Source organism: Homoserinibacter sp. GY 40078 (assembly GCF_008017545.1).
In the GTDB taxonomy this organism is placed as follows: domain Bacteria; phylum Actinomycetota; class Actinomycetes; order Actinomycetales; family Microbacteriaceae; genus Homoserinibacter.
On the sequence record NZ_VRTZ01000002.1, the window covers coordinates 760,375 to 784,622 of the forward strand.

At 68.4% G+C, this 24,248-nt stretch carries 27 protein-coding genes; 15 read left to right on the forward strand and 12 right to left on the reverse strand.

Annotated features, from left to right (window positions below; translation table 11 throughout):
• The 6 genes from FVQ89_RS12355 (at window position 1) to FVQ89_RS12380 (ending at window position 5,167) form a co-directional block, all read left to right on the forward strand.
• Entirely contained in the window at window positions 1–969 is a 969-nt protein-coding gene (locus tag FVQ89_RS12355) for a heme A synthase (RefSeq protein ID WP_147902224.1), read from the forward strand.
• A gap of 149 nt (window positions 970–1,118) precedes the next feature.
• A complete protein-coding gene (gene sufB, locus FVQ89_RS12360) occupies window positions 1,119–2,537 on the forward strand; it encodes a Fe-S cluster assembly protein SufB (protein WP_147902225.1) in 1,419 nt (472 codons plus the stop codon).
• Window positions 2,538–3,707, forward strand: a complete 1,170-nt coding sequence (gene sufD / locus FVQ89_RS12365) for a Fe-S cluster assembly protein SufD (protein WP_255513588.1) — start codon at window positions 2,538–2,540, stop codon at window positions 3,705–3,707.
• Complete coding sequence (locus tag FVQ89_RS12370) at window positions 3,704–4,033, forward strand: non-heme iron oxygenase ferredoxin subunit (protein WP_147902226.1); 330 nt, start codon at window positions 3,704–3,706, stop codon at window positions 4,031–4,033. Before sufD ends, FVQ89_RS12370 begins: the two co-directional genes overlap by 4 nt.
• Before the next feature lie 18 nt (window positions 4,034–4,051).
• Complete coding sequence (gene sufC / locus FVQ89_RS12375) at window positions 4,052–4,810, forward strand: Fe-S cluster assembly ATPase SufC (RefSeq protein ID WP_147902227.1); 759 nt, start codon at window positions 4,052–4,054, stop codon at window positions 4,808–4,810.
• Between the two features lie 27 nt (window positions 4,811–4,837).
• Window positions 4,838–5,167: a metal-sulfur cluster assembly factor gene (locus tag FVQ89_RS12380; RefSeq protein WP_147902228.1), complete on the forward strand. Its 330-nt coding sequence runs from the start codon at window positions 4,838–4,840 to the stop codon at window positions 5,165–5,167.
• A gap of 67 nt (window positions 5,168–5,234) precedes the next feature.
• Here FVQ89_RS12380 and FVQ89_RS12385 read toward each other — a convergent pair whose 3' ends face one another.
• On the reverse strand, window positions 5,235–5,852 hold the full coding sequence (locus tag FVQ89_RS12385; RefSeq protein WP_147902229.1) for a biotin transporter BioY: 618 nt from the start codon (window positions 5,850–5,852) through the stop codon (window positions 5,235–5,237).
• Between the two features lie 114 nt (window positions 5,853–5,966).
• Between FVQ89_RS12385 and FVQ89_RS12390 the strand changes: the two genes are divergently transcribed.
• Complete coding sequence (locus FVQ89_RS12390) at window positions 5,967–7,565, forward strand: ABC-F family ATP-binding cassette domain-containing protein (RefSeq protein ID WP_147902230.1); 1,599 nt, start codon at window positions 5,967–5,969, stop codon at window positions 7,563–7,565.
• A gap of 7 nt (window positions 7,566–7,572) precedes the next feature.
• On the opposite strand, the gene FVQ89_RS12395 is transcribed toward FVQ89_RS12390, so the two are convergent.
• From FVQ89_RS12395 to FVQ89_RS12405, 3 genes are read right to left on the reverse strand one after another with little or no spacing between them, the layout of a single operon-like run.
• Window positions 7,573–8,409 (reverse strand): SURF1 family protein, encoded by an 837-nt coding sequence (locus tag FVQ89_RS12395; RefSeq protein WP_147902231.1) that lies wholly within the window; start codon window positions 8,407–8,409, stop codon window positions 7,573–7,575.
• The gene (locus FVQ89_RS12400) at window positions 8,406–8,639 is read right to left on the reverse strand and encodes a hypothetical protein (RefSeq protein WP_370454474.1); all 234 of its coding nucleotides are present in this window, start codon (window positions 8,637–8,639) and stop codon (window positions 8,406–8,408) included. Before FVQ89_RS12400 ends, FVQ89_RS12395 begins: the two co-directional genes overlap by 4 nt.
• Window positions 8,636–8,923 carry a DUF3099 domain-containing protein gene (locus tag FVQ89_RS12405; RefSeq protein ID WP_147902232.1) on the reverse strand — a complete coding sequence of 96 codons (288 nt, stop codon included), beginning with the start codon at window positions 8,921–8,923 and terminating at the stop codon, window positions 8,636–8,638. Before FVQ89_RS12405 ends, FVQ89_RS12400 begins: the two co-directional genes overlap by 4 nt.
• Window positions 8,924–8,963: 40 nt before the next feature.
• Here FVQ89_RS12405 and FVQ89_RS12410 point away from each other — a divergent pair, with 40 nt between their 5' ends.
• Window positions 8,964–9,671: a beta-ketoacyl-ACP reductase gene (locus FVQ89_RS12410; RefSeq protein WP_147902233.1), complete on the forward strand. Its 708-nt coding sequence runs from the start codon at window positions 8,964–8,966 to the stop codon at window positions 9,669–9,671.
• On the opposite strand, the gene serB is transcribed toward FVQ89_RS12410, so the two are convergent.
• Entirely contained in the window at window positions 9,668–10,309 is a 642-nt protein-coding gene (gene serB / locus FVQ89_RS12415; RefSeq protein ID WP_147902234.1) for a phosphoserine phosphatase SerB, read from the reverse strand. The genes FVQ89_RS12410 and serB overlap by 4 nt on opposite strands.
• A 40-nt stretch (window positions 10,310–10,349) precedes the next feature.
• Window positions 10,350–11,591 carry a glucose-1-phosphate adenylyltransferase gene (locus FVQ89_RS12420; RefSeq protein WP_147902235.1) on the reverse strand — a complete coding sequence of 414 codons (1,242 nt, stop codon included), beginning with the start codon at window positions 11,589–11,591 and terminating at the stop codon, window positions 10,350–10,352.
• Window positions 11,592–11,638: 47 nt separating this feature from the next.
• On the opposite strand from FVQ89_RS12420, the gene glgA reads away from it, so the two are divergent.
• From glgA to FVQ89_RS12435, 3 genes are all read left to right on the forward strand, one after another.
• Window positions 11,639–12,823 carry a glycogen synthase gene (gene glgA, locus FVQ89_RS12425; protein ID WP_147902236.1) on the forward strand — a complete coding sequence of 395 codons (1,185 nt, stop codon included), beginning with the start codon at window positions 11,639–11,641 and terminating at the stop codon, window positions 12,821–12,823.
• Between the two features lie 12 nt (window positions 12,824–12,835).
• Complete coding sequence (locus tag FVQ89_RS12430; protein WP_147902237.1) at window positions 12,836–13,627, forward strand: ABC transporter ATP-binding protein; 792 nt, start codon at window positions 12,836–12,838, stop codon at window positions 13,625–13,627.
• Between the two features lie 69 nt (window positions 13,628–13,696).
• On the forward strand, window positions 13,697–13,945 hold the full coding sequence (locus FVQ89_RS12435) for a type B 50S ribosomal protein L31 (RefSeq protein WP_120763407.1): 249 nt from the start codon (window positions 13,697–13,699) through the stop codon (window positions 13,943–13,945).
• A 102-nt stretch (window positions 13,946–14,047) separates the two neighbouring features.
• Here the strand turns inward: FVQ89_RS12435 and FVQ89_RS14735 are convergent, their stop codons facing one another.
• Window positions 14,048–15,472, reverse strand: a complete 1,425-nt coding sequence (locus FVQ89_RS14735) for an exonuclease domain-containing protein (RefSeq protein WP_147902238.1) — start codon at window positions 15,470–15,472, stop codon at window positions 14,048–14,050.
• Window positions 15,473–15,504: 32 nt separating this feature from the next.
• Window positions 15,505–17,232, reverse strand: coding sequence for a maltose alpha-D-glucosyltransferase (treS, locus tag FVQ89_RS12445; RefSeq protein ID WP_147902239.1), 1,728 nt, complete (start codon window positions 17,230–17,232; stop codon window positions 15,505–15,507).
• Window positions 17,233–17,282: 50 nt separating this feature from the next.
• On the opposite strand from treS, the gene FVQ89_RS12450 reads away from it, so the two are divergent.
• Both FVQ89_RS12450 and FVQ89_RS12455 read left to right on the forward strand, forming a co-directional pair.
• A complete protein-coding gene (locus tag FVQ89_RS12450) occupies window positions 17,283–18,194 on the forward strand; it encodes an alpha/beta fold hydrolase (RefSeq protein ID WP_147902240.1) in 912 nt (303 codons plus the stop codon).
• Window positions 18,191–19,279, forward strand: a complete 1,089-nt coding sequence (locus FVQ89_RS12455; RefSeq protein WP_147902241.1) for a glycosyltransferase family 1 protein — start codon at window positions 18,191–18,193, stop codon at window positions 19,277–19,279. The genes FVQ89_RS12450 and FVQ89_RS12455 overlap by 4 nt, the downstream gene beginning before the upstream one ends.
• Here FVQ89_RS12455 and FVQ89_RS12460 read toward each other — a convergent pair.
• The 3 genes from FVQ89_RS12460 to FVQ89_RS12470 are packed head-to-tail and all read right to left on the reverse strand — an operon-like array spanning window position 19,269 to window position 21,286.
• Window positions 19,269–19,739, reverse strand: coding sequence for a YbaK/EbsC family protein (locus tag FVQ89_RS12460; protein WP_147902242.1), 471 nt, complete (start codon window positions 19,737–19,739; stop codon window positions 19,269–19,271). The two genes, FVQ89_RS12455 and FVQ89_RS12460, sit on opposite strands and share 11 nt — an antisense overlap.
• Entirely contained in the window at window positions 19,739–20,392 is a 654-nt protein-coding gene (locus tag FVQ89_RS12465) for a histidine phosphatase family protein (RefSeq protein ID WP_147902243.1), read from the reverse strand. Before FVQ89_RS12465 ends, FVQ89_RS12460 begins: the two co-directional genes overlap by 1 nt.
• 39 nt (window positions 20,393–20,431) lie before the next feature.
• Window positions 20,432–21,286: a Sir2 family NAD-dependent protein deacetylase gene (locus FVQ89_RS12470; RefSeq protein ID WP_147902244.1), complete on the reverse strand. Its 855-nt coding sequence runs from the start codon at window positions 21,284–21,286 to the stop codon at window positions 20,432–20,434.
• 73 nt (window positions 21,287–21,359) lie between these two features.
• Here FVQ89_RS12470 and FVQ89_RS12475 point away from each other — a divergent pair, with 73 nt between their 5' ends.
• Both FVQ89_RS12475 and FVQ89_RS12480 read left to right on the forward strand, forming a co-directional pair.
• A complete protein-coding gene (locus tag FVQ89_RS12475) occupies window positions 21,360–22,190 on the forward strand; it encodes an RNA methyltransferase (protein WP_147902245.1) in 831 nt (276 codons plus the stop codon).
• Window positions 22,191–22,197: 7 nt separating this feature from the next.
• Window positions 22,198–23,433 carry a D-alanyl-D-alanine carboxypeptidase family protein gene (locus FVQ89_RS12480; RefSeq protein WP_147902246.1) on the forward strand — a complete coding sequence of 412 codons (1,236 nt, stop codon included), beginning with the start codon at window positions 22,198–22,200 and terminating at the stop codon, window positions 23,431–23,433.
• A 6-nt stretch (window positions 23,434–23,439) separates the two neighbouring features.
• Here the strand turns inward: FVQ89_RS12480 and FVQ89_RS12485 are convergent, their stop codons facing one another.
• On the reverse strand, window positions 23,440–24,231 hold the full coding sequence (locus FVQ89_RS12485) for an SGNH/GDSL hydrolase family protein (protein WP_147902247.1): 792 nt from the start codon (window positions 24,229–24,231) through the stop codon (window positions 23,440–23,442).
• Window positions 24,232–24,248: the final 17 nt, after the last annotated feature.

Consider the following 24,248-nt stretch of genomic DNA (forward strand, 5'->3'; position numbering starts at 1 on the left):
ATGGCGCTGCGCACTCCGCTCGCCTGGGCCGCCGACCGCTGGACGCTCGGGTCCCGCGCACTCCGTTGGGGCACCACCGCGTCGCTCGTCGCGAGCATCCTGATCGTCCTCGGCGGTGTGACGGTGCGGGTCACCGGTTCCGGGCTCGGATGCCCGACCTGGCCGACCTGCACGGAGGACTCGCTCGCCGCGACCCCTGAGCTCGGGATCCACGGCGCCATCGAGTTCGGCAACCGCCTGGTCACGGTCCTCCTCATCGTCGCCGTGGGATGGGCGATCGTCGCCGCGCGCCTGCAGCGGCCGCGGGACCGGACGCTCACGCGACTCGCGTGGTCGATGTTCTGGCTCGTGATCGCGAACGCCGTAGCGGGCGGCATCACGGTCTGGGTCGACCTCAATCCGTGGGTGGTCGCACTGCACTTCGTCCTCGCGATGGGCCTGCTCGCGTGTGCGACCTTCACCTGGCACCGAGCCCGCTGGACCGGGGGAGACGGCCCGCGCCCTTCTGCGGCCGCACGATTTCTCGCCTGGTCGATCGCCGTCGGGGCGGTCGGCCTCGTGGCGACGGGCACCCTCGTCACCGGATCCGGTCCGCATGCGGGCGACTCCGACGAGGTGCCGCGCATGGGTTTCGACTGGACGGTCGTGGTCGTCGCCCACGGCACCGTCGCGGTCGTGGTGCTCGCACTCGCGGTCGCCCTCGCCTTCCGCCTGCGAGGCGAGGACGGCGGCCGTCTCGCGCTGGGACGCGTCGGGGTGTTCCTCGTGGTGCTGCTGGCGCAGCTCGCGCTCGGCACGACGCAATCGCTCATCGGGCTGCCGGAGCTGCTCGTCGCGTTGCACGTCGTCCTCGCGGCCCTCGTCTGGGTCGGTGCGATCCGGGTGCTCCTCGATACGGATCCACGACTGTTCGCCGTGCGCGAGCATCAACTCGTGGGCGATCCACGCGCGACCGTACCCAGCCTCTGAGCAACGCGACACTGTAGGATCGAGACCGCTGATCGCGGGATCGTGCATGCGGAGACGATGGGGCCGCCGCAGGCGGTGGCTCGGGACGATCAGCACCGATTAGCCGACACGAGCGGAATGGTTCGCTTCGGTGGAAGAGAGGTAGCCCCATGTCAGATGTGCTCATCGACCGTCCGGAACTCGCGAGCCTCGGGCAATACGAGTTCGGCTGGGCCGACTCGGATGCGGCTGGAGCGTCAGCCCGACGGGGCCTCAACGAAGAGGTCGTGACCGACATCTCGCTCCTCAAGGGCGAACCCGAGTGGATGCTGAAGAACCGCCTCAAGGCTCTCAAGCTCTTCCAGATGAAGCCGATGCCCACCTGGGGCGCCGATCTCTCGGGGATCGACTTCGACAACATCAAGTACTTCGTGCGCTCCACCGAGAAGCAGGCGGCGACCTGGGAGGACCTCCCGGAGGACATCAAGAACACCTACGAGAAGCTCGGTATCCCCGAGGCGGAGCGTCAGCGACTGGTCGCCGGCGTGGCCGCCCAGTACGAGTCCGAGGTGGTGTACCACCAGATCCGCGAGGATCTGGAGGCGCAGGGCGTCATCTTCCTCGACACCGACACCGCGCTGCGCGAGCACCCGGAGTTCTTCGAGGAGTACTTCGGCACGGTCATCCCCTCGGGTGACAACAAGTTCGCTGCGCTCAACTCGGCCGTGTGGTCAGGCGGGTCGTTCGTATACGTCCCGAAGGGCGTCCACGTCGAGATCCCGCTCCAGGCGTACTTCCGCATCAACACCGAGAACATGGGCCAGTTCGAGCGGACGCTGATCATCGCCGACGAGGGCTCGTACGTGCACTACATCGAGGGCTGCACCGCTCCGATCTACAAGTCCGACTCGCTGCACTCGGCGGTCGTCGAGATCGTGGTGAAGAAGAACGCCCGCGTGCGATACACGACGATCCAGAACTGGTCGAACAACGTCTACAACCTCGTCACGAAGCGTGCGATCGCGCACGAAGGCGCGACGATGGAGTGGATCGACGGGAACATCGGCTCGAAGGTCACCATGAAGTACCCCTCGATCTTCCTCGTGGGCGAGCACGCCAAGGGCGAGACCCTCTCGGTGGCTTTCGCGGGCCCCGGTCAGCACCAGGACGCCGGCGCGAAGATGATCCACATGGCGCCTTACACGACGAGCTCGATCGTCTCGAAGTCGATCGCCCGCGGTGGCGGACGCGCGGGATACCGCGGCGAGGTCCGGGTGGCCGAGAACGCGCATCACGCCGCGAACACCGTGCGCTGCGACGCGCTGCTCGTCGACACGATCTCGCGGTCGGACACGTATCCGGCGATCGACATCCGCGTCGACGACGTCCAGCTCGGGCACGAGGCGACCGTCTCGCGCGTGAGCGAGGAGCAGCTGTTCTATCTGCAATCACGCGGCATGCCGGAGGACGAGGCGATGGCGATGATCGTGCGTGGCTTCATCGAGCCGATCGCACGCGAGCTGCCGATGGAGTACGCCCTCGAACTCAACAAGCTCATCGAGATGAGCATGGAAGGCAGCGTCGGATAAGTGAGCACTCCCGTCCAGACTGAACAGCACGGCCTGACGGAGCATTCGCACGGAGGATGGGGACAGGTTCCCGTCCAGACCCGTTCGGAGCGCTTCACGTCGACAACGCCCGACGAGTTCCCCGCTGTGACCGGGCTCGAGGCGGAGTGGAAGCTCACCCCCGTCGACCGCGTCCGTTCCCTCATCGATGACCGGCTCGACGGCGCGCCCTACCCCGTCCTCTACCCCGAGGCCGTGGGCACGAGCGTCGAGTGGGTCGACCGCTCTTCGGAGCTCGTGGGTACCGCAGGCATCCCGGAGGAGCGGGCCGCCGCGAACGCGTGGTCGAGCTTCGAGAAGGCGCTGCACATCGCGATCGACGGCGAGGCCGAGGTTCTGACGGTGTCCCGCGCCGATCTCGGCGACTCGCCTCGCGCGGCCCACACGATCGTGACCGCCGCGAGTGGATCGAGCGGCCTCGTGGTCCTCGACAGCCGCGGCAGCGCTCGGCTCTCGGAGAACCTCGAGATCGTCCTGGAGGACGGCGCCAACCTCACGGTGGTGTCGTTGCAGGAGTGGGACGACGAGTCGCTCCACCTCGCGAGCCAGTTCGCTCGGATCGGCCACGGTGCGTCACTCACGCACATCCTGGTGAGCCTCGGCGGGTCCGTCGTTCGGGTGAACCCCTCCGCCCACCTCGCGGAGGAGGGCGCCGAGGCCGAGCTCCTGGGCGTGTACTTCGCCGATGCCGGCCAGCACCTCGAGCAGCGGGTCTACGTGAACCACGACGCCCCGCACACGCGGAGCCGCGTCACGTACAAGGGCGCGCTGAACGGGGCCGGTGCACGCACGGTCTGGGTGGGCGACGTCCTGATCGGACGCACGGCCACCGGTACCGACACGTACGAGCAGAACCGCAATCTCGTGCTTTCCGACGGCACCCGGGCCGACTCGATCCCGAACCTCGAGATCGAGACCGGCGACATCGAGGGCGCAGGACACGCTTCCGCGACGGGACGTTTCGACGACGAGCAGCTGTTCTACCTGCAGGCGCGGGGCATCCCGGAGGATGAAGCGCGTCGGCTCGTGGTTCTCGGCTTCCTCGGCGAGATCGTGCAGCGCATCGGCGAGCCGGCACTCGAGGCGCGACTGCTGGAGGCGCTCGAGACCGAGCTGGCGGCGACCCGATGAGCTCCCAGCGGGTGTGCGCGGTCGACGAGCTCTCGCCGTCCGAGGCGAAGCGCGTCGTGCTCGATGGAACGCCGATCGCGGTCGTCCGAGATTCGGCGGGCGAGGTGCACGCCATCGGCGACACCTGCACGCACGGCGACATCTCGCTCTCAGAAGGTTTCGTCGAGGATGACACCCTCGAATGCTGGGCGCACGGGTCACGCTTCTCGCTGACCACGGGCAAGCCCCTCAGCCTGCCGGCCTACGAGCCGGTCCCCGTCTTCGCCGTCGAGATCGTCGACGGCGACGTATACATCGATCCCGAGCGCCGCGTCGTCGGCGCCTAGAAGGCACAGGTAATAACTATGAGCACCCTGGAAATCCGCGATCTTCGCGTCAGCATCGAGACCGATCAGGGCACGAAGCACATCCTCAAGGGTGTGGACCTCACCATCAACGAGGGCGAGATCCACGCCGTCATGGGCCCCAACGGCTCCGGCAAGTCCACGCTCGCGTACACGATCGCCGGCCACCCCCGGTACACCGTCGAAGGGGGATCGATCTCCTTCGACGGCCAGGACGTGCTCGCGATGAGCGTCGACGAGCGCGCACGCGCCGGCCTCTTCCTCGCGATGCAGTATCCCGTCGAGATCCCGGGCGTCACGGTGACCAACTTCCTCCGCACCGCGAAGACCGCGATCGAGGGCGAGGAGCCCTCGATCCGCCACTGGGGCGCGACCGTGAAGGACGCGATGGGCAAGCTGCGCATGGATCCGTCGTTCGCCGCTCGCAACGTCAACGAGGGGTTCTCGGGCGGAGAGAAGAAGCGCCACGAGATCCTGCAGCTCGAGCTGCTGAAGCCGAAGTTCGCAGTGCTCGACGAGACCGACTCCGGCCTCGACGTCGACGCACTGAAGATCGTCTCGGAGGGTGTGAACCGCGCCCACGACGAAACCGGCCTGGGTGTGCTGCTCATCACGCACTACACGCGCATCCTGCGCTACATCAAGCCGGACTTCGTGCACGTGTTCGTCGACGGCCGCGTCGCGGAGGAGGGCGGCCCGGAGCTCGCCGAGCGGCTCGAGGACGAGGGCTACGACCGTTACCTCGTCGCCCAGGCATAACGGCACCGAGCCGCGTACCCTGGACCCATGCCCACTTCGCTCGAGCCCGCGCTCTTCGATCGCGTCGAAGACGGTCTGAAGGATGTCATCGACCCCGAGCTCGGTGTCAACATCGTGGACCTCGGGCTCGTCTACGACCTCGCCTGGGATGACGAGAACGACGCTCTCATCATCTCGATGACCCTGACCTCCGCGGGCTGCCCGCTCACCGACGTGATCGAGGAGCAGACGGCTCAATCCCTCGATGGCATCGTGGAGCGCTTCCGCATCAACTGGGTGTGGATGCCGCCGTGGGGCCCCGAGCGGATCACCGACGACGGCCGCGACATGATGCGTGCGATCGGCTTCTCGATCTGATCGAACGACGACCAGCTCCACGCGAAAGGCCCGGGATCTCTCCCGGGCCTTTCGCGTGCGACGTGGGTCAGTCGGCCGAGCGACGAGCCGCCAGCTTGTCCGCACCCCACCACGCGGCGGGAAGCAGGAGGGCGGCGATGACGGCCTTGATGATGCCGCCGACGATGAAGGGGTAGACACCCCACTCGAGCGCCTCGGTGAAGCTCGCCCCGAGCACGACCGCCAGCCACGGCACCCCGATGGCGAACACGACGAGCGATCCGCCGATGAAGGTCGCGAGCGCCTTCAGGAACTTGCGGTCCCAGGTGCGCTCCGAGAGCCACCCCACGAAAGCAGCGGCGGGGATGAAGCCGATGATGTACCCGAAGCTCGGAGCGGCCACCGCCGCGAGACCCGTGAGGTGCGAGCCGTCCGGGTTCGGTGCGTAGAAGGGGAGACCGGCGAAGCCGAGGATCATGTAGAGGAGCAAGGCCGAGCCGCCGCGTACCGCGCCCAGGGTCGCGCCGACGAGGAGCACCGCGAGAGTCTGGCCCGTGATCGGCACGGGCCACAGCGGAATCTCGACCTGAGCGAGCAGGGCCGTGAAGAGGGCTCCGCCGACCACGAGGGCGATGTCGGTGACGATGCCGCGCGGGATCACGCGATCGGCGAGAACGAGACGGGAAGACGGGGAGATCGCGGTCATGGTGTCCTTCGGTCGGTCCGATGCGGAATGGGCGCGCACGCCCTCCGGTTAGACTAGCGGGCCGGCGTATCCGCCCCACCTGTTCCCATCCTCCCGAAGAAACGGACCCCTTCTGTGCTCGCCGTGCATGATCTCGAGATCCGCGTCGGCGCACGCCTCCTCATGGAGAACGTGGCCTTCCGCGTCGACGCGGGCGACAAGATCGGCCTTGTGGGTCGCAACGGTGCCGGCAAGACGACGCTCACCAAGACGCTCGCGGGGGAGACCCTGCCGAGCGGAGGGCGGATCGACCGGACAGGTGAGATCGGATACCTGCCCCAGGACCCGCGGTCCGGCGACCCGGAGGACACCGCACGCACCCGGATCCTCGACGCGCGCGGGCTCGGTCACGTGGTCGCCCAGCTGCGGCAGGCGACTCTCGACATGGCGAGCACCGATGCCTCGGTCAGCGAGGCCGCGATGTCGCGATATGGACGGCTCGAGGACCGCTTCCTCTCGCTCGGCGGGTACGCCGCGGAGGCCGAGGCGGCCGCCATCGCCTCGAACCTCGCTCTGCCTGATCGGATCCTCGACCAGCAGTTGAAGACGCTCTCGGGCGGGCAGCGACGCCGGATCGAGTTGGCTCGCATCCTCTTCTCGGGCGCGGACACGATGATCCTCGATGAGCCGACCAACCACCTCGACGCCGATTCGGTCGTGTGGTTGCGCGAGTTCCTGAAGACCTACCCGGGCGGAGTCATCGTGATCTCGCACGACGTCGATCTCGTCGAGGAGGTCGTCAACAAAGTCTTCTACCTCGACGCGAACCGTCAGGTCATCGACATCTACAACATGGGCTGGCGGCACTACCTGCGCCAGCGCGAGGCCGACCAGGAACGCCGCAAGAAGGAGCGCGCCAACGCCGAGAAGAAGGCGACCGCACTTCAGACACAGGCGGCGAAGTTCGGCGCCAAGGCGACCAAGGCTGCCGCTGCGCACCAGATGATGGCCCGCGCGGAGAAGCTGCTCTCGGGCCTCGAGGACGAACGCCAGGTGGATCGCGTGGCGAAGCTCCGGTTCCCGGACCCCGCCCCCTGTGGCCGCACGCCGCTCAAGGCGGAAGACCTGTCGAAGTCGTACGGATCGCTCGAGATCTTCACCGCCGTCGATCTCGCGATCGACCGGGGCTCGAAGGTCGTCGTCCTCGGGCTCAACGGCGCGGGCAAGACGACGCTGCTGCGCATCCTCGCGGGAGTCGACCGCGCCGACACGGGTCACGTCGAGCCCGGTCACGGTCTCCGGATCGGCTACTACGCCCAGGAACACGAGACGATCGACGTGAAGCGCACCGTGTTGCAGAACATGGTCGCTGCGTCTCCCAACCTCACCGAGACCGAGGCGCGGAAGGTGCTCGGCTCATTCCTCTTCACGGGCGACGACGGCCACAAGCTCGCCGGAGTGCTCTCCGGCGGCGAGAAGACGCGTCTCGCGCTCGCGATGATCGTGGTCTCGGGGGCGAACGTGCTGCTGCTCGACGAGCCGACGAACAACCTCGACCCCGCTTCGCGGGACGAGATCCTCGGTGCTCTTGCGGGATACACCGGGGCCGTCGTGCTCGTCTCGCACGACGAAGGCGCGGTGGAGGCGCTCAATCCGGAGCGCGTCCTGATCCTGCCGGACGGCGTCGAGGACCACTGGAACCCGGGCTACGCCGAGCTCATCTCGATCTCGTAGCGCGGGGTCAGCGCTCGAGGCGGTCGAGGATCGCGTCCTCGACGTCTGCATCGGCGTGCTCGCGTCGAGGGGCACGCGCCGCCGCCTGCTCCTCGGCCGGCAGCGCCGCGATCCGCCGCTCCCGCCGCCACGCCCAGAACAGTCCGACGAAGGCGAGCACGCCGAACGCGATCCACTGCAGGGCGTAGGAGAGGTGGGGCCCCTCGTCCTCAGCCGGACGCTCGGCCGCGAGCGGCGCAACCGCCGGCGCGGGGTCCTCGCTCACGAGCGCGCCGTAGGCGGACTCGTACGTCGCTGCGTCAAGGTCGTCGAGCATCGTCGGAACGTGGATCGAGGGGATCTGCCCGTCGGGGGCGCTGCGACCCGGCAGCTCGGGCTCCGAGGGTCGCAGCCGCGCGACGACCTCGACGTGCCCGGATGGCGGCGTCGGCACCGCATCCGGCAGCGCGTCTTCGCCGTCTCCGAGCGGGAGCCACCCGCGGTCGACGATCACCACTGTGCCGTCGTCCTGCAGAAGAGGAATCAGCTGCTCGAATCCCGGTGAGCCATTCCGCACACGATTGCGGACGAGCACCTGGTCCTCGGCGAGATACTCACCCTGGAGCACGACCGGCGTCCACTCGGCATCGACGTCCCAGACATCATCCGGGAGAACCTCTGCGATCGGACGCGGATCGGCGTCGTAATTGGCCTCGATGCGAGCGATCTCGGAAACCGCCTCGGCCCGTCTCGACCACTGCCACCACGAGAGCAACCCGCAGGCGAGAGCGAAGACGATCGTGAGCGCAAGGTAGGCGCCCCAGCGGCGCCACCCCACGACGGGCGCGGTGACGGACTCGCTCATGCCGGGTCCGGCACACTCTCGAGCGGGACATCGACCGCCGAGACGGCGACCGGGAACCCGCGACTCGAGAGATACGCGGCGAGTGTCTCGCGATGCGTCGGGCACGCCAGCCACACCTTCACGCGTTCCGGCCCGTGGATGCGAGGGTTCCGCCAGTTCACCCGGAACTCGGCCCCCGCGGTGCATCCGGCCGAGGAGCAGCGCATCCCCGGATCGCCGATGCCGATCACTGTCCGGCCTCCTCGCCGTCCTGACGCACGACCGCGCCCGGACGTGAGACGGAACTCCTGCGCATTCCTCCCGCGGTGTTCGCCACGATCACCGCGAAATACGGCAGGAAGATCGCTCCCGCGGCGGGCAGGAGGAGCCACCAGCCCCGTACGAAGATGCACAGCACGAGGCAGATCACGCGGATGCCCATCATCACGAGGTAGGTGATCGTGCGGAATCGCCGCTCGGCCTCGGGGGACTGCGGTAGCTCGGTAACCGTGTGGACGGTGCGACGACTGGCGATGAATCCAGCCTACGCGTCTCCGCCGGTAGGCTCCTGAGTCATGACTTCACGCACCGTCCTCGTCACCGGCGGCAACCGCGGTATCGGCTATTCGATCGCCGCCGAGTTCATCGCCCAGGGCCACCGGGTGGCCGTCACCGCTCGATCCGGCGAGGGTCCGGAGGGCGCTCTGACGGTGCGGGCGGACGTCACCGACGCCGCGTCCGTCGATGCCGCGTTCACCGAGGTGGAGCAGAAGCTCGGACCCGTGGAGGTGGTGGTCGCCAACGCCGGGATCACGCGCGACACTCTGCTGATGCGCATGAGCGACGAGGACTTCACCGAGGTGCTCGACACGAACCTCTCGGGCGCGTTCCGCGTGGTGAAGCGTGCGTCGAAGGGGATGCTCAAGGCCCGCTTCGGCCGCGTCGTGCTCATCTCGAGCGTCGTGGGGCTGCTCGGAAGCGCGGGCCAGGTGAACTACGCCGCGTCGAAGTCCGGCCTCGTGGGCATCGCGCGGTCGCTCACCCGCGAGCTCGGCGCGCGCGGCATCACCGCGAATGTCGTCGCCCCGGGTTTCATCGAGACCGACATGACTGCGGAGCTGCCCGAGGAGCAGCAGAAGCAGTACCTCGCCCAGATTCCCGCCGGCCGCTTCGCCACACCGACGGAGGTCGCGCGCGTGGTCACGTGGTTGGCCTCCGACGACGCCGGGTACATCTCGGGCGCCGTGATCCCCGTCGACGGCGGCCTCGGGATGGGCCACTAGCTCCGCGGCAGGCCCATCAGGGGCAGCAGCATCGACAGGTCGCGCACGTCGAGCAGCACGTCCGCCACATCGCGGACCGGGGCCTTCGCATCGAACCCCACTGAGAGACCAGCAAGCGCCATCATGGGCAGGTCGTTCGCACCGTCGCCGACCGCGAGCGTCTGAGCGAGCGGGATGCCGTGCTCGTCCGCCCACTCGCGGAGCGCATCCGCCTTCGCGGGCGCGTCGATCACGGGCGGGACGACCTGACCCGTCAGCACGCCATCGGCGATCTCGAGACGATTGGCGCGCCAATGGTCGAGCCCCAGATGCGCCGCGAGCGGGTCGATCACCTCGTGAAAGCCCCCCGACACGACGGCGACCTTGCCGCCTGCGCGATGCACACCGTCGACCAGTTCCGGCACGCCGCGAGTCACCGTGATCCGGCGCCCGACCTCCGCGAAGACGGACTCCGGCAGACCCGCGAGCGTGGCGACCCGTTCGCGCAGGCTCTCGGCGAAGTCCAGCTCGCCGTTCATGGCACGCAGGGTGACCTCCGCCACAGCGTCGCGGGATCCGGCGGCGTCGGCGAGGAGTTCGATCACCTCGTCCTCGATGAGCGTGGAGTCGACATCGAGCACGACGAGGAAGCGGGCCATGGGGGCGAAGATCTCCGAGCTCGTGAGGGGGTGAGGCGCGTCAGTCGACGTGGACGCCCTTGCCCACGACCGTGATGCCCGACTCGGTCACCGTGAAGCCGCGGAGGCGATCCGCGTCGTGGTCCACACCCACACTCGCGCCGGGTGCGACGACGACGTCCTTGTCGAGAATAGCGCGCTGCACCGTCGCGTCTGCGCCGATCGTCGCCCGCTCGAACACGACCGAATCGGTCACGTGCGCGCCCGAGTCGATGCTGACCCACGGGCCGAGCACGACGCGCTCGATGTGCCCACCCGACACGACGCATCCGAGCGACACGATCGAATCGATCGCCGTGCCGATCTGGTCCCGCCCGTCGCGCACGAACTTGGCGGGGGGCGAGTTGAGCTGCTGGCTGTAGATCGGCCAGTCCCTGTTGTAGAGGTTGAACACCGGGAGCGCCGAGATGAGGTCCTGGTGGGCCTCGAAGAAGGAGTCGATCGTCCCCACGTCGCGCCAGTAGAAGCGGTCGCGATCCGTGGAACCGGGCACCTCGTTGCGATTGAGGTCGTAGACGGACGCCTCACCGCGCGCCACGAAATCGGGCACGATGTCCCCGCCCATGTCGTGGTTGGAATCGGCGCGCGCCCCGTCGCGCTGCACGGCGTCGATCAGCACGTCGGCATCGAAGACGTAGTTGCCCATCGAGGCGAGGATCTCGCCGGGGGAGTCGGCGAGCCCGACGGCGTCCTTCGGCTTCTCGAGGAAGGCGGCGATGCGGGTCGGGTCGGACTCGTCGACCTCGATCACCCCGAACTGGTCGGCGAGACCGATCGGCTGCCGGATCGCCGCGACGGTGACTCCTGCGCCCGACTCGATGTGCGCCTGGATCATCTGGCTGAAGTCCATGCGGTAGACGTGGTCCGCACCGACCACGACCACGATGTCGGGCTTCTCGTCGAGGAGCAGATTCAGGCTCTGCAGGATCGCATCCGCCGAACCCGAGAACCAGCGCTTGCCGAGGCGCTGTTGAGCGGGGACGGACGCCACGTAGGCGCCGAGCATTCCCGGGAGGCGCCATGTCTGCGAGACGTGTCTGTCGAGCGAGTGCGACTTGTACTGCGTGAGCACGACGATCTGCTGCAGCCCCGAGTTGATGAGGTTCGAGAGTGCGAAATCGATGAGACGGTAGCCCCCGGCGAAGGGGACCGCGGGCTTGGCGCGGTCGGCGGTGAGGGGCATCAGTCGCTTCCCCTCGCCGCCGGCGAGGACGATGCCGAAGATCTTGGGCGCTGTTGCCATGGATCAACAGTAGGCGAGCACAGGGGGGTGTACTAGCGTCGACAGGCATGCGAGTCGATGTTCTGAGCCGTGAGTATCCGCCCGAGGTCTATGGGGGAGCGGGAGTCCACGTGGCAGAGCTCGTCGCGGCACTCCGGCGCGATGTCGACGTCGTCGTGCGGTGCTTCGGCCTTCCTCGCGACGAGGCGCACAGCTACGCCTACCTCGTGCCTCCGCAGCTCACCTCCGCCAACCCGGCCCTCGCGACTCTCGGCGTCGACCTGCAGATGGCGCAGGACGTCGAGGGCGCCGACATCGTGCATTCGCACACCTGGTACGCGAACGGCGCCGGCCACCTCGCGAAGCTGCTGCACGGCATCCCGCATGTCGTGACCGCGCACTCGCTCGAGCCGCTGCGCCCCTGGAAGGCGGAGCAGCTGGGCGGCGGATACCGTATCTCGAGTTGGATCGAGAAGACGGCCTTCGAGGCCGCCGACGCGGTCATCGCGGTGAGCGCCGGGATGCGCGCGGACATCCTGCGGAGCTACCCCGCGATCGAGCCGGATCGCGTGCACGTCGTGCACAACGGCATCGACCTCGAGCGCTGGAAGCCCGTGAACGACGCGGAGGTGCTCGCCCGGCACGGCATCGACCCCGAGCGACGCTCGGTCGTCTTCGTGGGCCGCATCACGCGGCAGAAGGGCCTGCCGTACCTGCTGGAGGCGGCCCGCCGCCTGGATCCCGACGTGCAGCTCGTGCTCTGCGCCGGGGCACCCGACACGCCCGAGATCCTCAACGAGGTCCAGCGCGGCGTCGCCGTTCTGCAGCAGGAGCGCGATGGCGTCATCTGGATCGAGGAGATGCTTCCGCAGCCCGACCTCGCGGCGATCCTCACTTCTGCCACGGTCTTCGTGTGCCCCTCCGTCTACGAGCCCCTCGGCATCGTCAACCTCGAGGCCATGGCCTGCTCCGTCCCCGTCGTCGGCACGGCGACCGGCGGGATCCCGGAGGTCGTCGCCGACGGGCTCACCGGCCGCCTCGTGCCCATCGAGCAGGTCGACGACGGCACCGGGACTCCTGTGGATCCGGAGCGGTTCGTCGCGGACCTGGCGCGCATCCTCGGCGAGGTCCTCGCCGATCCGACGGCGGCACGTCTCATGGGCGAGGCGGGGCGCCTGCGGGCCGAGGCCGAGTTCAGCTGGGCGTCGATCGCCGAGCGCACCCGGGCGGTCTACGACCTCCTTCGCGGCTAGGCTGGCAGCATCATGGTGCAGGTGCTGCAGCTGGACGACGTCTCGGTCGTCCGCGACGGGAACACGATCCTCGACCACATCGACTGGACGGTCGAGTCCGACGAACGATGGGTGGTGCTCGGCCCGAACGGGGCGGGCAAGACCACCCTCCTCAACATCCTCTCCGCACATCTGCACCCCACCTCGGGCGTCGCCACGGTGCTGGGGGAGCGACTCGGGAAGGTCGATGTGTTCGACCTCCGGCCGCGCATCGGTTTCGCCTCGACCGCGATGGCCCGCCGCATCCCGCGCGACGAGACGGTCTTCGACGTCGTGCTCACGGCGGCGTACTCGGTGACGGGACGCTGGCGCGAAGAGTACGAGGATGTCGACGCGCGTCGCGCGGATCGTGTGATGCGCGAGTGGCGCCTCGACGCACTGCGCGACCGCCGTTTCGGCACGCTGTCGGACGGCGAGCAGAAGCGCGTGCAGATCGGCCGCTCCGTGATGACCGATCCCGAACTGTTGCTCCTCGACGAGCCGGCCGCGAGCCTCGACCTCGGATCGCGGGAGGAGCTCGTGCAGTTGCTCGGCGAGTACGCGGCGACCGCCGAGGCGCCGGCGATGATCATGGTGACCCACCACGTGGAGGAGATCCCTCAGGGCTTCACACACGCCCTCCTACTCGCGGACGGGCGCGTGCACGCCGCGGGTCCCCTCTCCGAGGTGATCACAGGAGAGCGTCTCTCGGAGGCCTTCGGGATCGGCCTGGTCGTGTCCACGAGCGAGGACGGCCGTTTCGCCGCACGCGCTCGACACTCCTGAGTCGTCTGCTAGAATCGACAGTCGGCCCATCGGCCCGCGAACTTTCCAACCATCCGACTGAGGTACCTCATGAAGACCGACATCCACCCCGACTACCAGGCGATCGTCTTCCGCGATCTGGCGAGCGGCGAGACCTTCCTCACCCGTTCGACTCTCACGAGCGACAAGACCATCGAGCTGGACGGTGAGACCTACCCGGTCGTGGACGTCGAGATCTCCTCCGCCTCGCACCCGTTCTACACGGGCAAGCAGCGCATCCTCGACAGCGCCGGTCGCGTCGAGAAGTTCAACACGCGCTACAAGAACTTCGGCAAGTAAGACCTGAGTTCCACCTGCTGCGTCGGCCTCGTCCATTTTGGACGGGGCCGACGTGTTTTTCTGTGAGCCGTCGGCGCGGAGCCGCGTGACGCGCTCGCTCGATCAGATGCCGAGCAGTTGCGCGCGCCGGCGCTCCCAGAGGGGCAGCAGTTCGTCGCGGGTCAGCGGAGCCACCTCGACGCCGTCCAGATCGAGATCCGGGTCGTCGATCCAGCGGAGCTCCTCGATCTCGCCCGCCGCAGTCACGTCGCCCTCGATGGAGAGAGCGAAGACGGCGGCGAGGACGACGGTGTCCTCCTCGTTGGCCGCGATCGCGCGAAAGAGCCCCAGGTACTCGGCCTGATCGATGTCGAGCTCGACGCCGATCTCTTCGGAGAGCTCGCGGGAGAGCGCCTCGATCGCGCTCTCGCCCTCTTCGATCTTGCCGCCCGGCTGCATGAAATGCACCGTGCCCGCCTTCCGCACGAGAAGCGAACGACCGTCGGGGTCCATGACGATCGCTGCCGCGATCCTCAGCACGCTCGGACGGGCGGCCGGAAGATCTACCTCGGCATCGGGAGTCTCCAGGAGGTCGTCGCTGTCGGCGGTGTCGGGCTGATGCTGATCGGCCTGCTCAGGACGCGGCGGCTCGTCGTCCCAGAGGGGCGCCGGTGACGTCGCCGTCGGGAACCTGTCGAGCGGAGGCGCGCCCGCCGACGCGAGCTGCCGCGGCGGCGCCGGCGGCGCAGCGAGCTGAAGACCGAGCGGCCTCGTGAAGTCGATCACAGGCACACGCCCCTGCCGGGGCTCGAGCGGCGGGATGGGCTGCGTGTCACGATACGCGCCCGGGTGCGCAGGGTACTTCACAGGCCACGCCGTGGATGCTGTGAAGGTCTCGTCGCCCTTCTGCCGCCGGATGTAGTCCTGGAAGCGTGCCGCCTGCTCCGCGTACCAGACCCCCTGCCGACCGTGGAGATCGTCGATCGGAACGTCCAGCTCTGCGGGGAACGCGCGCAGCAGCGCTTGCGCGACGCGGCCCGCGGCGATCGCGTCCGCTCCCGCGTCGTGCGCGTCGTCGAGCTGCACCCCGTACAGGGCGGCTGCCACCTCGAGCGTGCGCTTGCCCTTGCGGTAGCGGTCGACAGCCTTGTCGAGCACGAGCGGATCGATGATCGGAGAGGGATCCTCGAGCGGGACCAGCTCGTTGCGGCGGCACTCCCTGTCGAGCAGCGACAGGTCGTACGGGGCGTTGTAGACGACGACAGGGACGCCGAGCCCGAGGAGCGCGCGGAGGGTCTGGGCCACCTCCGCCACCACGACCTGGGTCGGTCGGCCCTCGGCACGCGCACGCTCGGTGCTGATGCCGTGCACAGCCGACGCCGCCTCGGGGATCTCCACCTCGGGATCGGCGAGCCAATCCCAGCGCCGGACGACCTCGCCGTCGGCGTCGAGCACCGCGATGCACGCGGTGACGATGCGGGCGTCCTCCACATCGACGCCCGTCGTCTCGAGGTCGAAGACCGCAAGACGGTCCGCCCAACTACTCATGGCCGCAGCCTAGAGGTGAGGGCCGACGCCGCTCAGAAGGCGCGCGGAAGCGCAGAACGGGGCTCACCGAGGTGCAGCCAATAGAAGTTCTGAGTCGCGAGGGTGAGGGTCACCACACCATCGTCGCCGACCGTCGGGAACTGCCCGCCGCCGAAGAGGTCGAACAGCGCGACCCCCTCGTCTCCCTCGAGATCGATCGAGACCGAGACGGGGTTGTGCGAGAACGAGAACACGCACAGCACCCGCTCCGGTGCATCGCCGAACTGGGTCCCGGAGCCCTCGTACTCGCGCACGAACGCGAGCACCGACTCGTGGTTCGTCCGGAGAACCCTGATGCCGCCCAACCCGAACACCGGATGCGCCTTTCGCACGTGGATCACGTTGCGGATCCAGTGCAGCAGGGAGCGGGACTGGGCGAGCTGCGACTCGACGTTCACGAGCGTGTAGTTGTACACGAGCGACTGGACGACCGGCAGATAGAGCTTGCCGGGATCCGCCGTCGAGAAGCCCGCGTTGCGGTCGGGCGTCCACTGCATCGGCGTGCGAGAGGCGTCGCGATCCGGAAGCCAGATGTTGTCGCCCATGCCGATCTCGTCGCCGTAATACAGGAACGGCGACCCCGGCAGCGAGAACAGAAGCGCATGCGCGAGCTCGAGCTCCGCGCGCGAGTTGTCGAGCAGAGGCGCGAGACGTCGACGGATGCCGACGTTGACGCGCATCCGCGGGTCGTAGGCGTACCAGCCGTACATCGCCTGCCGGTACTCCTCCGAGACCATCTCGAGCGTCAGCTCATCGTGATTACGGAGGAAGACACCCCAGCCCGCGCCGGGCGGCGTGTCGGTGGTCTCGGAGAGCACGCGCATGAGCTCCTGCGCGGACTGCGAGCGCAACGAGTAGAAGATGCGGGGCATCACCGGGAAATCGAAGGCCATGTGGCACTGCGGGCGCTCCTCGGTGCCCATGAAGTTCACGACCTCGGCGGGCCACTGGTTGGCCTCCGCGATCATCACGCGGCCCGGGTACTCCTCGTCCATCATGCGGCGCACGGCCTCGATGAACTCGTGCGTCTCGGGCTCGCCCTCGCCGCTGCCGTCCTCCGACTCGTAGAGGTAGGGGATCGCGTCGAGACGGAAGCCGTCGACCCCGAGGTCCATCCAGAACCGGATCACCTCGAAGACGGCATCGTGCACGGCGGGGTTGTCGTAGTTGAGGTCGGGCTGGTGCGAGAAGAACCGGTGGAAGTAGAACTGGCGACGCTCGGCGTCGAAGGCCCAGTTCGAATCCTCGTAGTCCGTGAAGATGATGCGGATGTTGGGGTAGCCCTCGTCGGTGTCACGCCAGACGTAGAAGTCGCCGTAGGGCCCGTCCGGATCGGTGCGCGACTGCTGGAACCACTCATGCTGGTCGGAGGTGTGGTTGAGCGGCAGGTCGATAATGATGCGCATGTTGCGCTCGTGGGCCTTGGTGACGAGCTCGCGGAATTCCTCGAGGGTGCCGAACTCGGGCAGGATCTGCCGGTAGTCCGAGACGTCGTATCCGCCGTCACGAAGGGGCGACTGGAAGATCGGCGGGATCCACAGCGCGTCGACGCCGAGCCACTGCAGGTAGTCGAGCTTCGAGATCAGCCCGCCGAGATCGCCGGAGCCGTCGCCGTTCGAGTCGACGAATCCCCTCACCATCACCTCGTAGAAGACCGCGCGGCGATACCAGTGCGGGTCGAGGGCGAGACCGGGCAACGTGATGGGTGCGGTGAACGTCACAAGGAAAGTCTGGCATCCCCGGAGCCGGCGAGCCGCCTAGAATCGCACAGATGGCCGTCCCCACCCCGCACGCCGAGGCACTCGCCCGGGTCCCGGTCCGTGAAGGCGAGGCTCAGGTCCTCGGCTCCACGACCCGCTACCAGGACTACGGGCCCCGCGACGCCGAGGTCGTACTCGTGCTCGTCCACGGCTACCGGGGCGACCACCACGGACTGGACCCGGTCGTCGCATGCCTCAACGGCATCCGAATCATCAGCCCTGATCTGCCGGGGTTCGGCGACTCGACCCCCCTCACCGAAGCGCCGCACTCGGTCGCCGGCTACGGTCGCTGGCTCGCCGCGTTCCTTGAGGCACTCGACCTGCCCACGACTCCCGTCGTGCTGGGGCATTCCTTCGGATCGATGATCGTCTCGCACGCTGTCGCCGACGGGCTCGTGAGCCCGCGCGCGGTCGTCCTCGTGAATCCGATCACGAGCGACCCGCGGAGCGCCGCAGGCCGAGGTATCACAGGGCTGACGCGCGCCTTCTATGCCGTGAGCGGAATCCTGCCGGAGCGCGTAGCGCGGGCGTGGCTCGGGAGCCCGGTGATCGTTCAATTCATGAGCATGTCGCTCGTGACCACTCCGGATCGGGTCCTGCGACGGTGGATCCACGAGGAGCACCACCGGTATTTCAGCGCTTTCTCGGACGCCACGACGGTCCGCGAGGGATTCCGCGCGTCGCTGTCGACGCACGTGGGCGAGGCCGCCGAGCGGGTGGAGGTGCGCACCCTCCTCGTCTCCGGCGAGGCGGATCGCATCGCGCCCGTGACCGGTGCTCGCGCAACGGCCGCGCTCTTTCCCGACGCGAGACTCGTCGTGATCCCGAAGGTCGGCCACCTCGCGCACTACGAGGCCCCGGACGCGATCGCCGATGCACTGCGCGACTTCTTGGCGGAACTGCCTGCGGAGCCCGCGAGGTGAGGATCCTCGTCGACTGCCGGTACGTCCGCTTCGAGCGCCACGACGGCATCAGCCGCTACACGGCACATCTCGTCGAGGCGCTTGCCCCGCTCGCCGCGCGTAGCGGTCACGAACTGGTGATGGTCATCTCTGACGAACGCCAGCTCCCGATGCTGCCGGAGCTTCCGTGGCGGCTCGCGAGCGACCCGACGAGCCCACGCGAGCTCACCATCGCGCGACGCCTCAACGCCGAATCTCCCGACGTGCTGTTCAGCCCGATGCAGACCATCGGATCGTGGGGACGCCGCTACGGGCTCGTGCTCACGCTCCACGACCTCATCTACTACCGCAACCGAACACCTCCGCGGGATCTCGCGTGGCCCATCCGAATTCTGTGGCGCCTGTACCACCTCGCCTGGTGGCCTCAGCGGATGCTGCTGAACCGCGCCGACGAGGTCGCAACCGTCTCGGCCACTACACGCGACCTGATGCGCACGCACCGTCTGACCGATCGGCCCATCACGATCGTCTCGAATGCCGCCGACCCCGTGCCGGACGTCGAACGCGCCCGTCCGGAGGATCGCGAGCTCGTCTACATGGGCTCCTTCATGCCGTACAAGAACGTCGAGACTCTGGCACGCGCCCTCCACGAACTGCCCGGCCATCGCCTCCACCTGCTGAGCCGGATCGGCGACGCCGATCGGCGGCGCCTTGAAGCCCTCGCACCCTCCGGAGCGCTCGTGGTGCACGACGGCGTCACCGACGAGGAGTACGGCGAGCTGCTCGATCGTGCCACGGCGCTCGTCACGATGTCGCTCGACGAGGGGTTCGGACTCCCGCTCGTTGAAGCGATGGTGCGCGGCACACCGGTGGTCGTCTCGGACATCCCCATCTTCCGCGAGATCGGGGGAGGGGCGGCCCTCTATGCCGACCCGCACGATCCGGGAAAGGTGGCCGAGGCCATCCGCGCGCTCGACGCGGAGGGCGAGTGGGAGCGGCGCTCCCGGCTGTCGCTGAGGGAGGCACGCCGGTTCGACTGGAATGCGTCGGCAGTGGCTCTCCTCGAGATGCTCGAGCGAGTGGGACGCGGCCGCGCTACCCGGTGACGCGAGTCACGGTGCCCCCACTGCGGGCGACCAGCTGGCTGGGTTCGATCGCGAACACCGATGAGGAACTCCCTGCGGCCGCCCACACGATGGGGAGCTTGAGGAGGTCCTCGTCGACGACGGTCGTCAACGACGTCGCATGAGCGAGCGGCGGGACGGCCCCGATCGAGAACCCCGTCGCCTCTTTCACGAGCCGCGCATCCGCCTTGCCGAGAGTGCCACCGAGTGCGCGTCCGAGCGCAGCCGTGTCGACCCGATTCGCACCCGACACCAGGACGAGGATGGGGGCGTCATCGAGCGTGAAGACGAGGCTCTTGACGATCGCGGCGACCGGACAGCCGAGCGCCGCCGCTGCGTCGGCTGCCGTGTGAGTGCCCTCGGGGAACTCGCGCACCTCGATCTCGAGCCCGAGCGCAGAGAGCCGACGGGCGTATTCGTCCGCCGCCGATCCGGCCGCCATCAGGCGCGCCCCGCGACGAGCTCGCCGTCGTCGTCCTGCGCCTCGACCGCGTTCTGCGTGTCGAGGTCCTCACAGCCGGGGAGGAGCGACGCATCCTCGAGCGGGTCGTCGAACGCCACGAGCCGCAACGCGCCCTCATCCACCCGGAAACTGTGAACCGAGGCGTTCGTGATGCGCGGGTGCTGCGTCTCCGGATCGGCGACGTTCAGCGCACCGCGGATCGCACCGCCGTGGCTGACCACGACGACGCGTTCACCGGGCCGGGATGCGGCGATCCGCACAAGTGCACCAGCGACCCGGCGCCCGACATCCTCGCGGCTCTCCTGGCCGTCGGCGTGCACGCCGTCGGGGAACCGCGCGGCGATCTCGTCGAACCCGAGTCCCTCGGCCGCACCGTAGTCCCGCTCCATGAGCGCGTCGTCGAGCTGCACCGCATCGATGCCGATCCGATCCGCGATGATCTGCGCCGTCTCCGCAGCACGCGAGAGCGGGCTCGCATAGACGGCGTCCCAGTGCTGCCGCGCGAGAAGCTCACCCGCCTGACGGGCTTGAGCGCGACCGGTGTCGTTCAAGGGGATGTCTGTTCGCCCCTGGATGCGTCGGGCGGCGTTCCAGTCGGTCTCGCCGTGGCGCACGAGATACAGCTCCGTCATGTGTCCTCCGGTCCGGTGCCATGGCACCAGGGGACGAGACTAACCGAGCCGCTCTGCGAGCGCGGTGAGCACCTCGCTCGTGCCCGCGTCGATCTTGAGACTGGCACGGGCATCGCCCCTCGTCTCGCCGCGGTTCACGATCACGACGGGGAGCCGGCGCTTCACGGCCTGATCCAGCAGCCTCACGCCCGAGTTCACGACGAGCGAAGAACCCGCTACGAGCAAGGCATCGGACCCGCGAAGCAACGAACGCGCCGACTGGAACACGCTCGTCGGAACGAATTCGCCGAAGAAGACCACCTCGGGCTTCAGCACGCCACCGCACACCGTGCAGTCGGGGACGACCATGTGCTCGACCTCATCGACATCGACGTCTCCGTCGGGGTTCAGGTGGAGGCCGTCCGGGGAGTCGAGCCACGGATTCTCGCGCGTCATGCGCTCGGCGATGTCCGCCCGCGCGAAGGTCTGCCCGCACGTGAGGCACATGACGCGTCGCATCGCACCGTGGAGCTCCACCACGCGCCGCGAGCCGGCCCGAGCGTGGAGACCATCGACGTTCTGGGTGATGACCCCGCTGACACGGTCCCGCTGCTCCATCTCTGCGAGAACACGGTGCCCCGCGTTGGGGGCGGCGGCCGAGAAGTGGTTCCATCCGAGGTGACTGCCGGCCCAGTAGCGTTTCCGCGCTCGCTCGTCGCTCACGAACGAGGAGAACTGCATGGGGTGCCGCACGGGTGCCCCGGCGCCGCGGTAGTCCGGGATGCCGGAGTCGGTCGAGACGCCTGCTCCCGTGAGAACCGCGATGCGTCGCCCGGCGAGGAGTCGTTCTGCCGCGTCGAGGGCGGCTGCGAGCGCCGACGCATCGCCCGTTGTGGGAAGCGTGGCGATCGACATGGCTCCTCCTCGTGCGCCCAGCGTACGGCGCAGACTTTTCCGGCGTGTTTCGCCGTGCTGGCAGAATCGCAGGATGGAGCTCCTGCCGGTCGACGACCCTGCCGACCCTCGGCTCTCCGACTACTTCAGTCTGACGGACGTCGTGCTGCGGCGCTTGAGTGAGCCGCAAAGGGGTCTGTACATCGCGGAGTCGACGAAGGTGATCCAGCGTGCCCTCGACGCGGGGCACCGCCCGCGATCCGTGCTGCTGCAGGAGAAGTGGATCCCCGACCTCGAGCCGCTCCTGGCCGACCTCGACGTGCCGGTCTACGTCGCCCCGGCGTCGATGCTCGAGCAGATCACGGGGTTCGTGCTGCATCGGGGCGCGCTCGCCTCGATGCACCGACCCGTGCTGCCGACGGTCGCGGAGGTGCTGCGCCACGCACGCCGCGTCGTGGTGCTCGAAGACATCGTCGACCACACGAACGTGGGGGCGATCTTCCGGGCGGTCGCAGGGCTCGGGGCTGATGCCGTCCTCGTGACGCCCCGCTGTGCGGACCCCCTGTACCGCCGGTCCGTGCGGGTCAGCATGGCCGCAGTGCTGCAGATCCCATGGACGCGGCTTCCGGAGTGGCCCGAAGGTGCCGACGAACTCCGAGCGGCTGGGTTCGAGATCGCCGCGCTCGCGCTCTCCGACGACGCCGTGTCGCTCGACCGCTACGCGCAGGAGGCTCCCGAACGGGTCGCCATGCTGTTCGGCACCGAAGGAGATGGCCTGAGCCGTACCGCTCTCGCAAACGCCGACCGCGTCGTGACGATCCCCATGGGGCACGGCGTCGACTCCTTGAACGTCGCCGCGGCATCCGCGGTCGCGCTGTGGGCGCTCCGGGTACCCGACACGGCGGCCGAGGGACGTCCGCAATAATCGACGGGTGCCCCTGACCCGACGCCAGATCTATCGCCGACGCCGGATCGTCTTCTTCGGAGGTCTCACCGCGGTGCTCGCGGGCATCGCCTACCTCCCGCTCACGCTCTTCGCGCCCGTCGAGGCCATCGTGCCCGAGGTGCAGGCGCCGCAGGTCGCCACCGCGGACGCCGCCGACATCGGCCTGCCCTCCTACGGCGCGTCGGCGATCGCCGCGGTCGGCTTCGACGGGCTCCTCGCCCGAACTGGGTCCGAGAAGCCGCTCCCGATGGCGAGCATCACGAAGATCATCACCGCTTTGACCGTGCTCTCGGCGAAGCCGATCGACGACGGGAGCGACGGCCCCAAAGTCACGATGACGAGCGAGGACGCCGCGATCTACCGGCAGTACGACGCGAGGGGCGCATCCGTCGCCCCCGTCGCGGCGGGCGAGGTCTACACCGAGCGCGAGTTGCTGGAGATCATGCTCATCGACTCCGCCGGCAACTACGCGGTCAGCGTGTCGAACTGGGCGTTCGGCTCACAAGACGCGTTCGTGAAGGCAGCAGCGGCGTGGCTCGAGGAGAACGGGCTGTCGTCGATCACGGTGGTCGAACCGACGGGCCTCGACCCAGCCAACACGGCGACCGCGGACGACCTCGTCGCCCTCGGTGAACTCGCTCACGCGGATCCGGTCATCTCGAAGATCGTCGCGACCGCGAAGATCGACATCCACGACGTCGGCGAGGTGGTCAATTCGAACAAGCTGCTCGGCATGGCGGGGGTGGACGGCATCAAGACCGGCACGCTCAACGCCTTCGGCGCGAACCTGCTATTCTCGGCCGACCTCGAGGTCGGATCCGAGACCGTGGAGCTGGTCGGTGTCGTGCTGGGGGCGGTCGACCACGACACCCTCGACTCAGATGTGATCGACCTGCTCGCCGATGCCCAGGCGGGCTTCCACGAGATCCCGCTGGTCGCGGCCGGGGATCCGGTCGCCGACTACGAGACGGTGTGGGGCGAGGAGGCACAGGCGGTCGCCGCCGACGACGCCTGGATCGTGGTGTGGGGCGATACGCCGGTGACGGTCGACGCGGAGGTCGACGACATCCGTCTGACCGAGGCAGGCACCTCGGTCGGCACCCTCGAGTTCACGGCCGGGAACCGCACGGTCACGGTCGACCTCGAGCTCTCTGAGGCAGTGGAGGATCCCGGGCCCTGGTGGCGGCTCGGGCACCCCGAGATCATCTTCGGCCTCGGCTGAGCGGGTCTACGACTCGCCGTCTCCGCGCATGAACGGCTCAGGGAAGGGGCGCTTCGCGGTAATCCCATCCCCGGATGAGCGGTGCCGGATGCGACGGATGATCCAGGGCGCCAGATGCTCACGCGCCCAGACGATGTCCTCTCGTCGGGCGCGCCGCCACGACACCGTGGGCAGGGGCTCGGGGCGGTAGGGCTCCAGGTCGTTCTCCACGCCCAATGCGTCGAGCACCATGCGGGCGATCGTGTGGTGTCCCGTGGGGGAGAAGTGCAGGCGGTCGGGCGCCCACATCCGAGGATCGGTGAGTTCTCGAAGCGCCCACATGTCGGCGACGATCGCGTCGTGGGTGCGGGCGATGTAGTGCAGGTTCTCGTTGTAGATCGCCACCTTGCCGCGGATCCTTCCGAGCACGGGTGTGCGGCCGATGTCGGGGCCGTTGAAGAGCACCACCGTCGCGCCATCGGTACGCAGACGCGCGACCCCCGCCTCCAGGCGCCCCGCGACCTCGTCGGGATCCGTGCCGGGGCGGATGATGTCGTTCCCGCCCGCCGAAATGGTGATGAGGTCGGGCTGCAGCTCGAGCGCGGGCTCCACCTGCTCGTCGAGGATCTGCTGAAGCAAGCGGCCGCGGATCGCCAAGTTCGCATAGGCGAAATCGGGCGAGGTCCGACTCAAGACCTCGGCGACGCGATCCGCCCATCCGCGGTTGCCGCCGGGGCTTCGCGGTTCCGGATCGCCGATGCCCTCGGTGAAGGAATCGCCGAGAGCGACGTAACGAGACCAGGGATGCTGCACCGCCATATCACCAGAATGCCTCA

Coding starts and splice junctions, on each gene's coding strand:
- glgA (WP_147902236.1), top strand. CDS start 11,639: ATGCGAGTCGATGTTCTGAGCCGTGAGTATCCGCCCGAGGTCTATGGG.
- sufC (WP_147902227.1), top strand. CDS start 4,052: ATGAGCACCCTGGAAATCCGCGATCTTCGCGTCAGCATCGAGACCGAT.
- FVQ89_RS12435 (WP_120763407.1), top strand. CDS start 13,697: ATGAAGACCGACATCCACCCCGACTACCAGGCGATCGTCTTCCGCGAT.
- FVQ89_RS12420 (WP_147902235.1), bottom strand. CDS start 11,591: ATGGCAACAGCGCCCAAGATCTTCGGCATCGTCCTCGCCGGCGGCGAG.
- FVQ89_RS12355 (WP_147902224.1), top strand. CDS start 1: ATGGCGCTGCGCACTCCGCTCGCCTGGGCCGCCGACCGCTGGACGCTC.
- FVQ89_RS12410 (WP_147902233.1), top strand. CDS start 8,964: ATGACTTCACGCACCGTCCTCGTCACCGGCGGCAACCGCGGTATCGGC.
- FVQ89_RS12485 (WP_147902247.1), bottom strand. CDS start 24,231: ATGGCGGTGCAGCATCCCTGGTCTCGTTACGTCGCTCTCGGCGATTCC.
- FVQ89_RS12385 (WP_147902229.1), bottom strand. CDS start 5,852: ATGACCGCGATCTCCCCGTCTTCCCGTCTCGTTCTCGCCGATCGCGTG.
- FVQ89_RS12475 (WP_147902245.1), top strand. CDS start 21,360: ATGGAGCTCCTGCCGGTCGACGACCCTGCCGACCCTCGGCTCTCCGAC.
- FVQ89_RS12470 (WP_147902244.1), bottom strand. CDS start 21,286: ATGTCGATCGCCACGCTTCCCACAACGGGCGATGCGTCGGCGCTCGCA.
- FVQ89_RS12460 (WP_147902242.1), bottom strand. CDS start 19,739: ATGGCGGCCGGATCGGCGGCGGACGAATACGCCCGTCGGCTCTCTGCG.
- FVQ89_RS12450 (WP_147902240.1), top strand. CDS start 17,283: ATGGCCGTCCCCACCCCGCACGCCGAGGCACTCGCCCGGGTCCCGGTC.
- FVQ89_RS14735 (WP_147902238.1), bottom strand. CDS start 15,472: ATGAGTAGTTGGGCGGACCGTCTTGCGGTCTTCGACCTCGAGACGACG.
- FVQ89_RS12370 (WP_147902226.1), top strand. CDS start 3,704: ATGAGCTCCCAGCGGGTGTGCGCGGTCGACGAGCTCTCGCCGTCCGAG.
- FVQ89_RS12465 (WP_147902243.1), bottom strand. CDS start 20,392: ATGACGGAGCTGTATCTCGTGCGCCACGGCGAGACCGACTGGAACGCC.
- FVQ89_RS12395 (WP_147902231.1), bottom strand. CDS start 8,409: ATGAGCGAGTCCGTCACCGCGCCCGTCGTGGGGTGGCGCCGCTGGGGC.
- serB (WP_147902234.1), bottom strand. CDS start 10,309: ATGGCCCGCTTCCTCGTCGTGCTCGATGTCGACTCCACGCTCATCGAG.
- FVQ89_RS12430 (WP_147902237.1), top strand. CDS start 12,836: ATGGTGCAGGTGCTGCAGCTGGACGACGTCTCGGTCGTCCGCGACGGG.
- sufB (WP_147902225.1), top strand. CDS start 1,119: ATGTCAGATGTGCTCATCGACCGTCCGGAACTCGCGAGCCTCGGGCAA.
- FVQ89_RS12380 (WP_147902228.1), top strand. CDS start 4,838: ATGCCCACTTCGCTCGAGCCCGCGCTCTTCGATCGCGTCGAAGACGGT.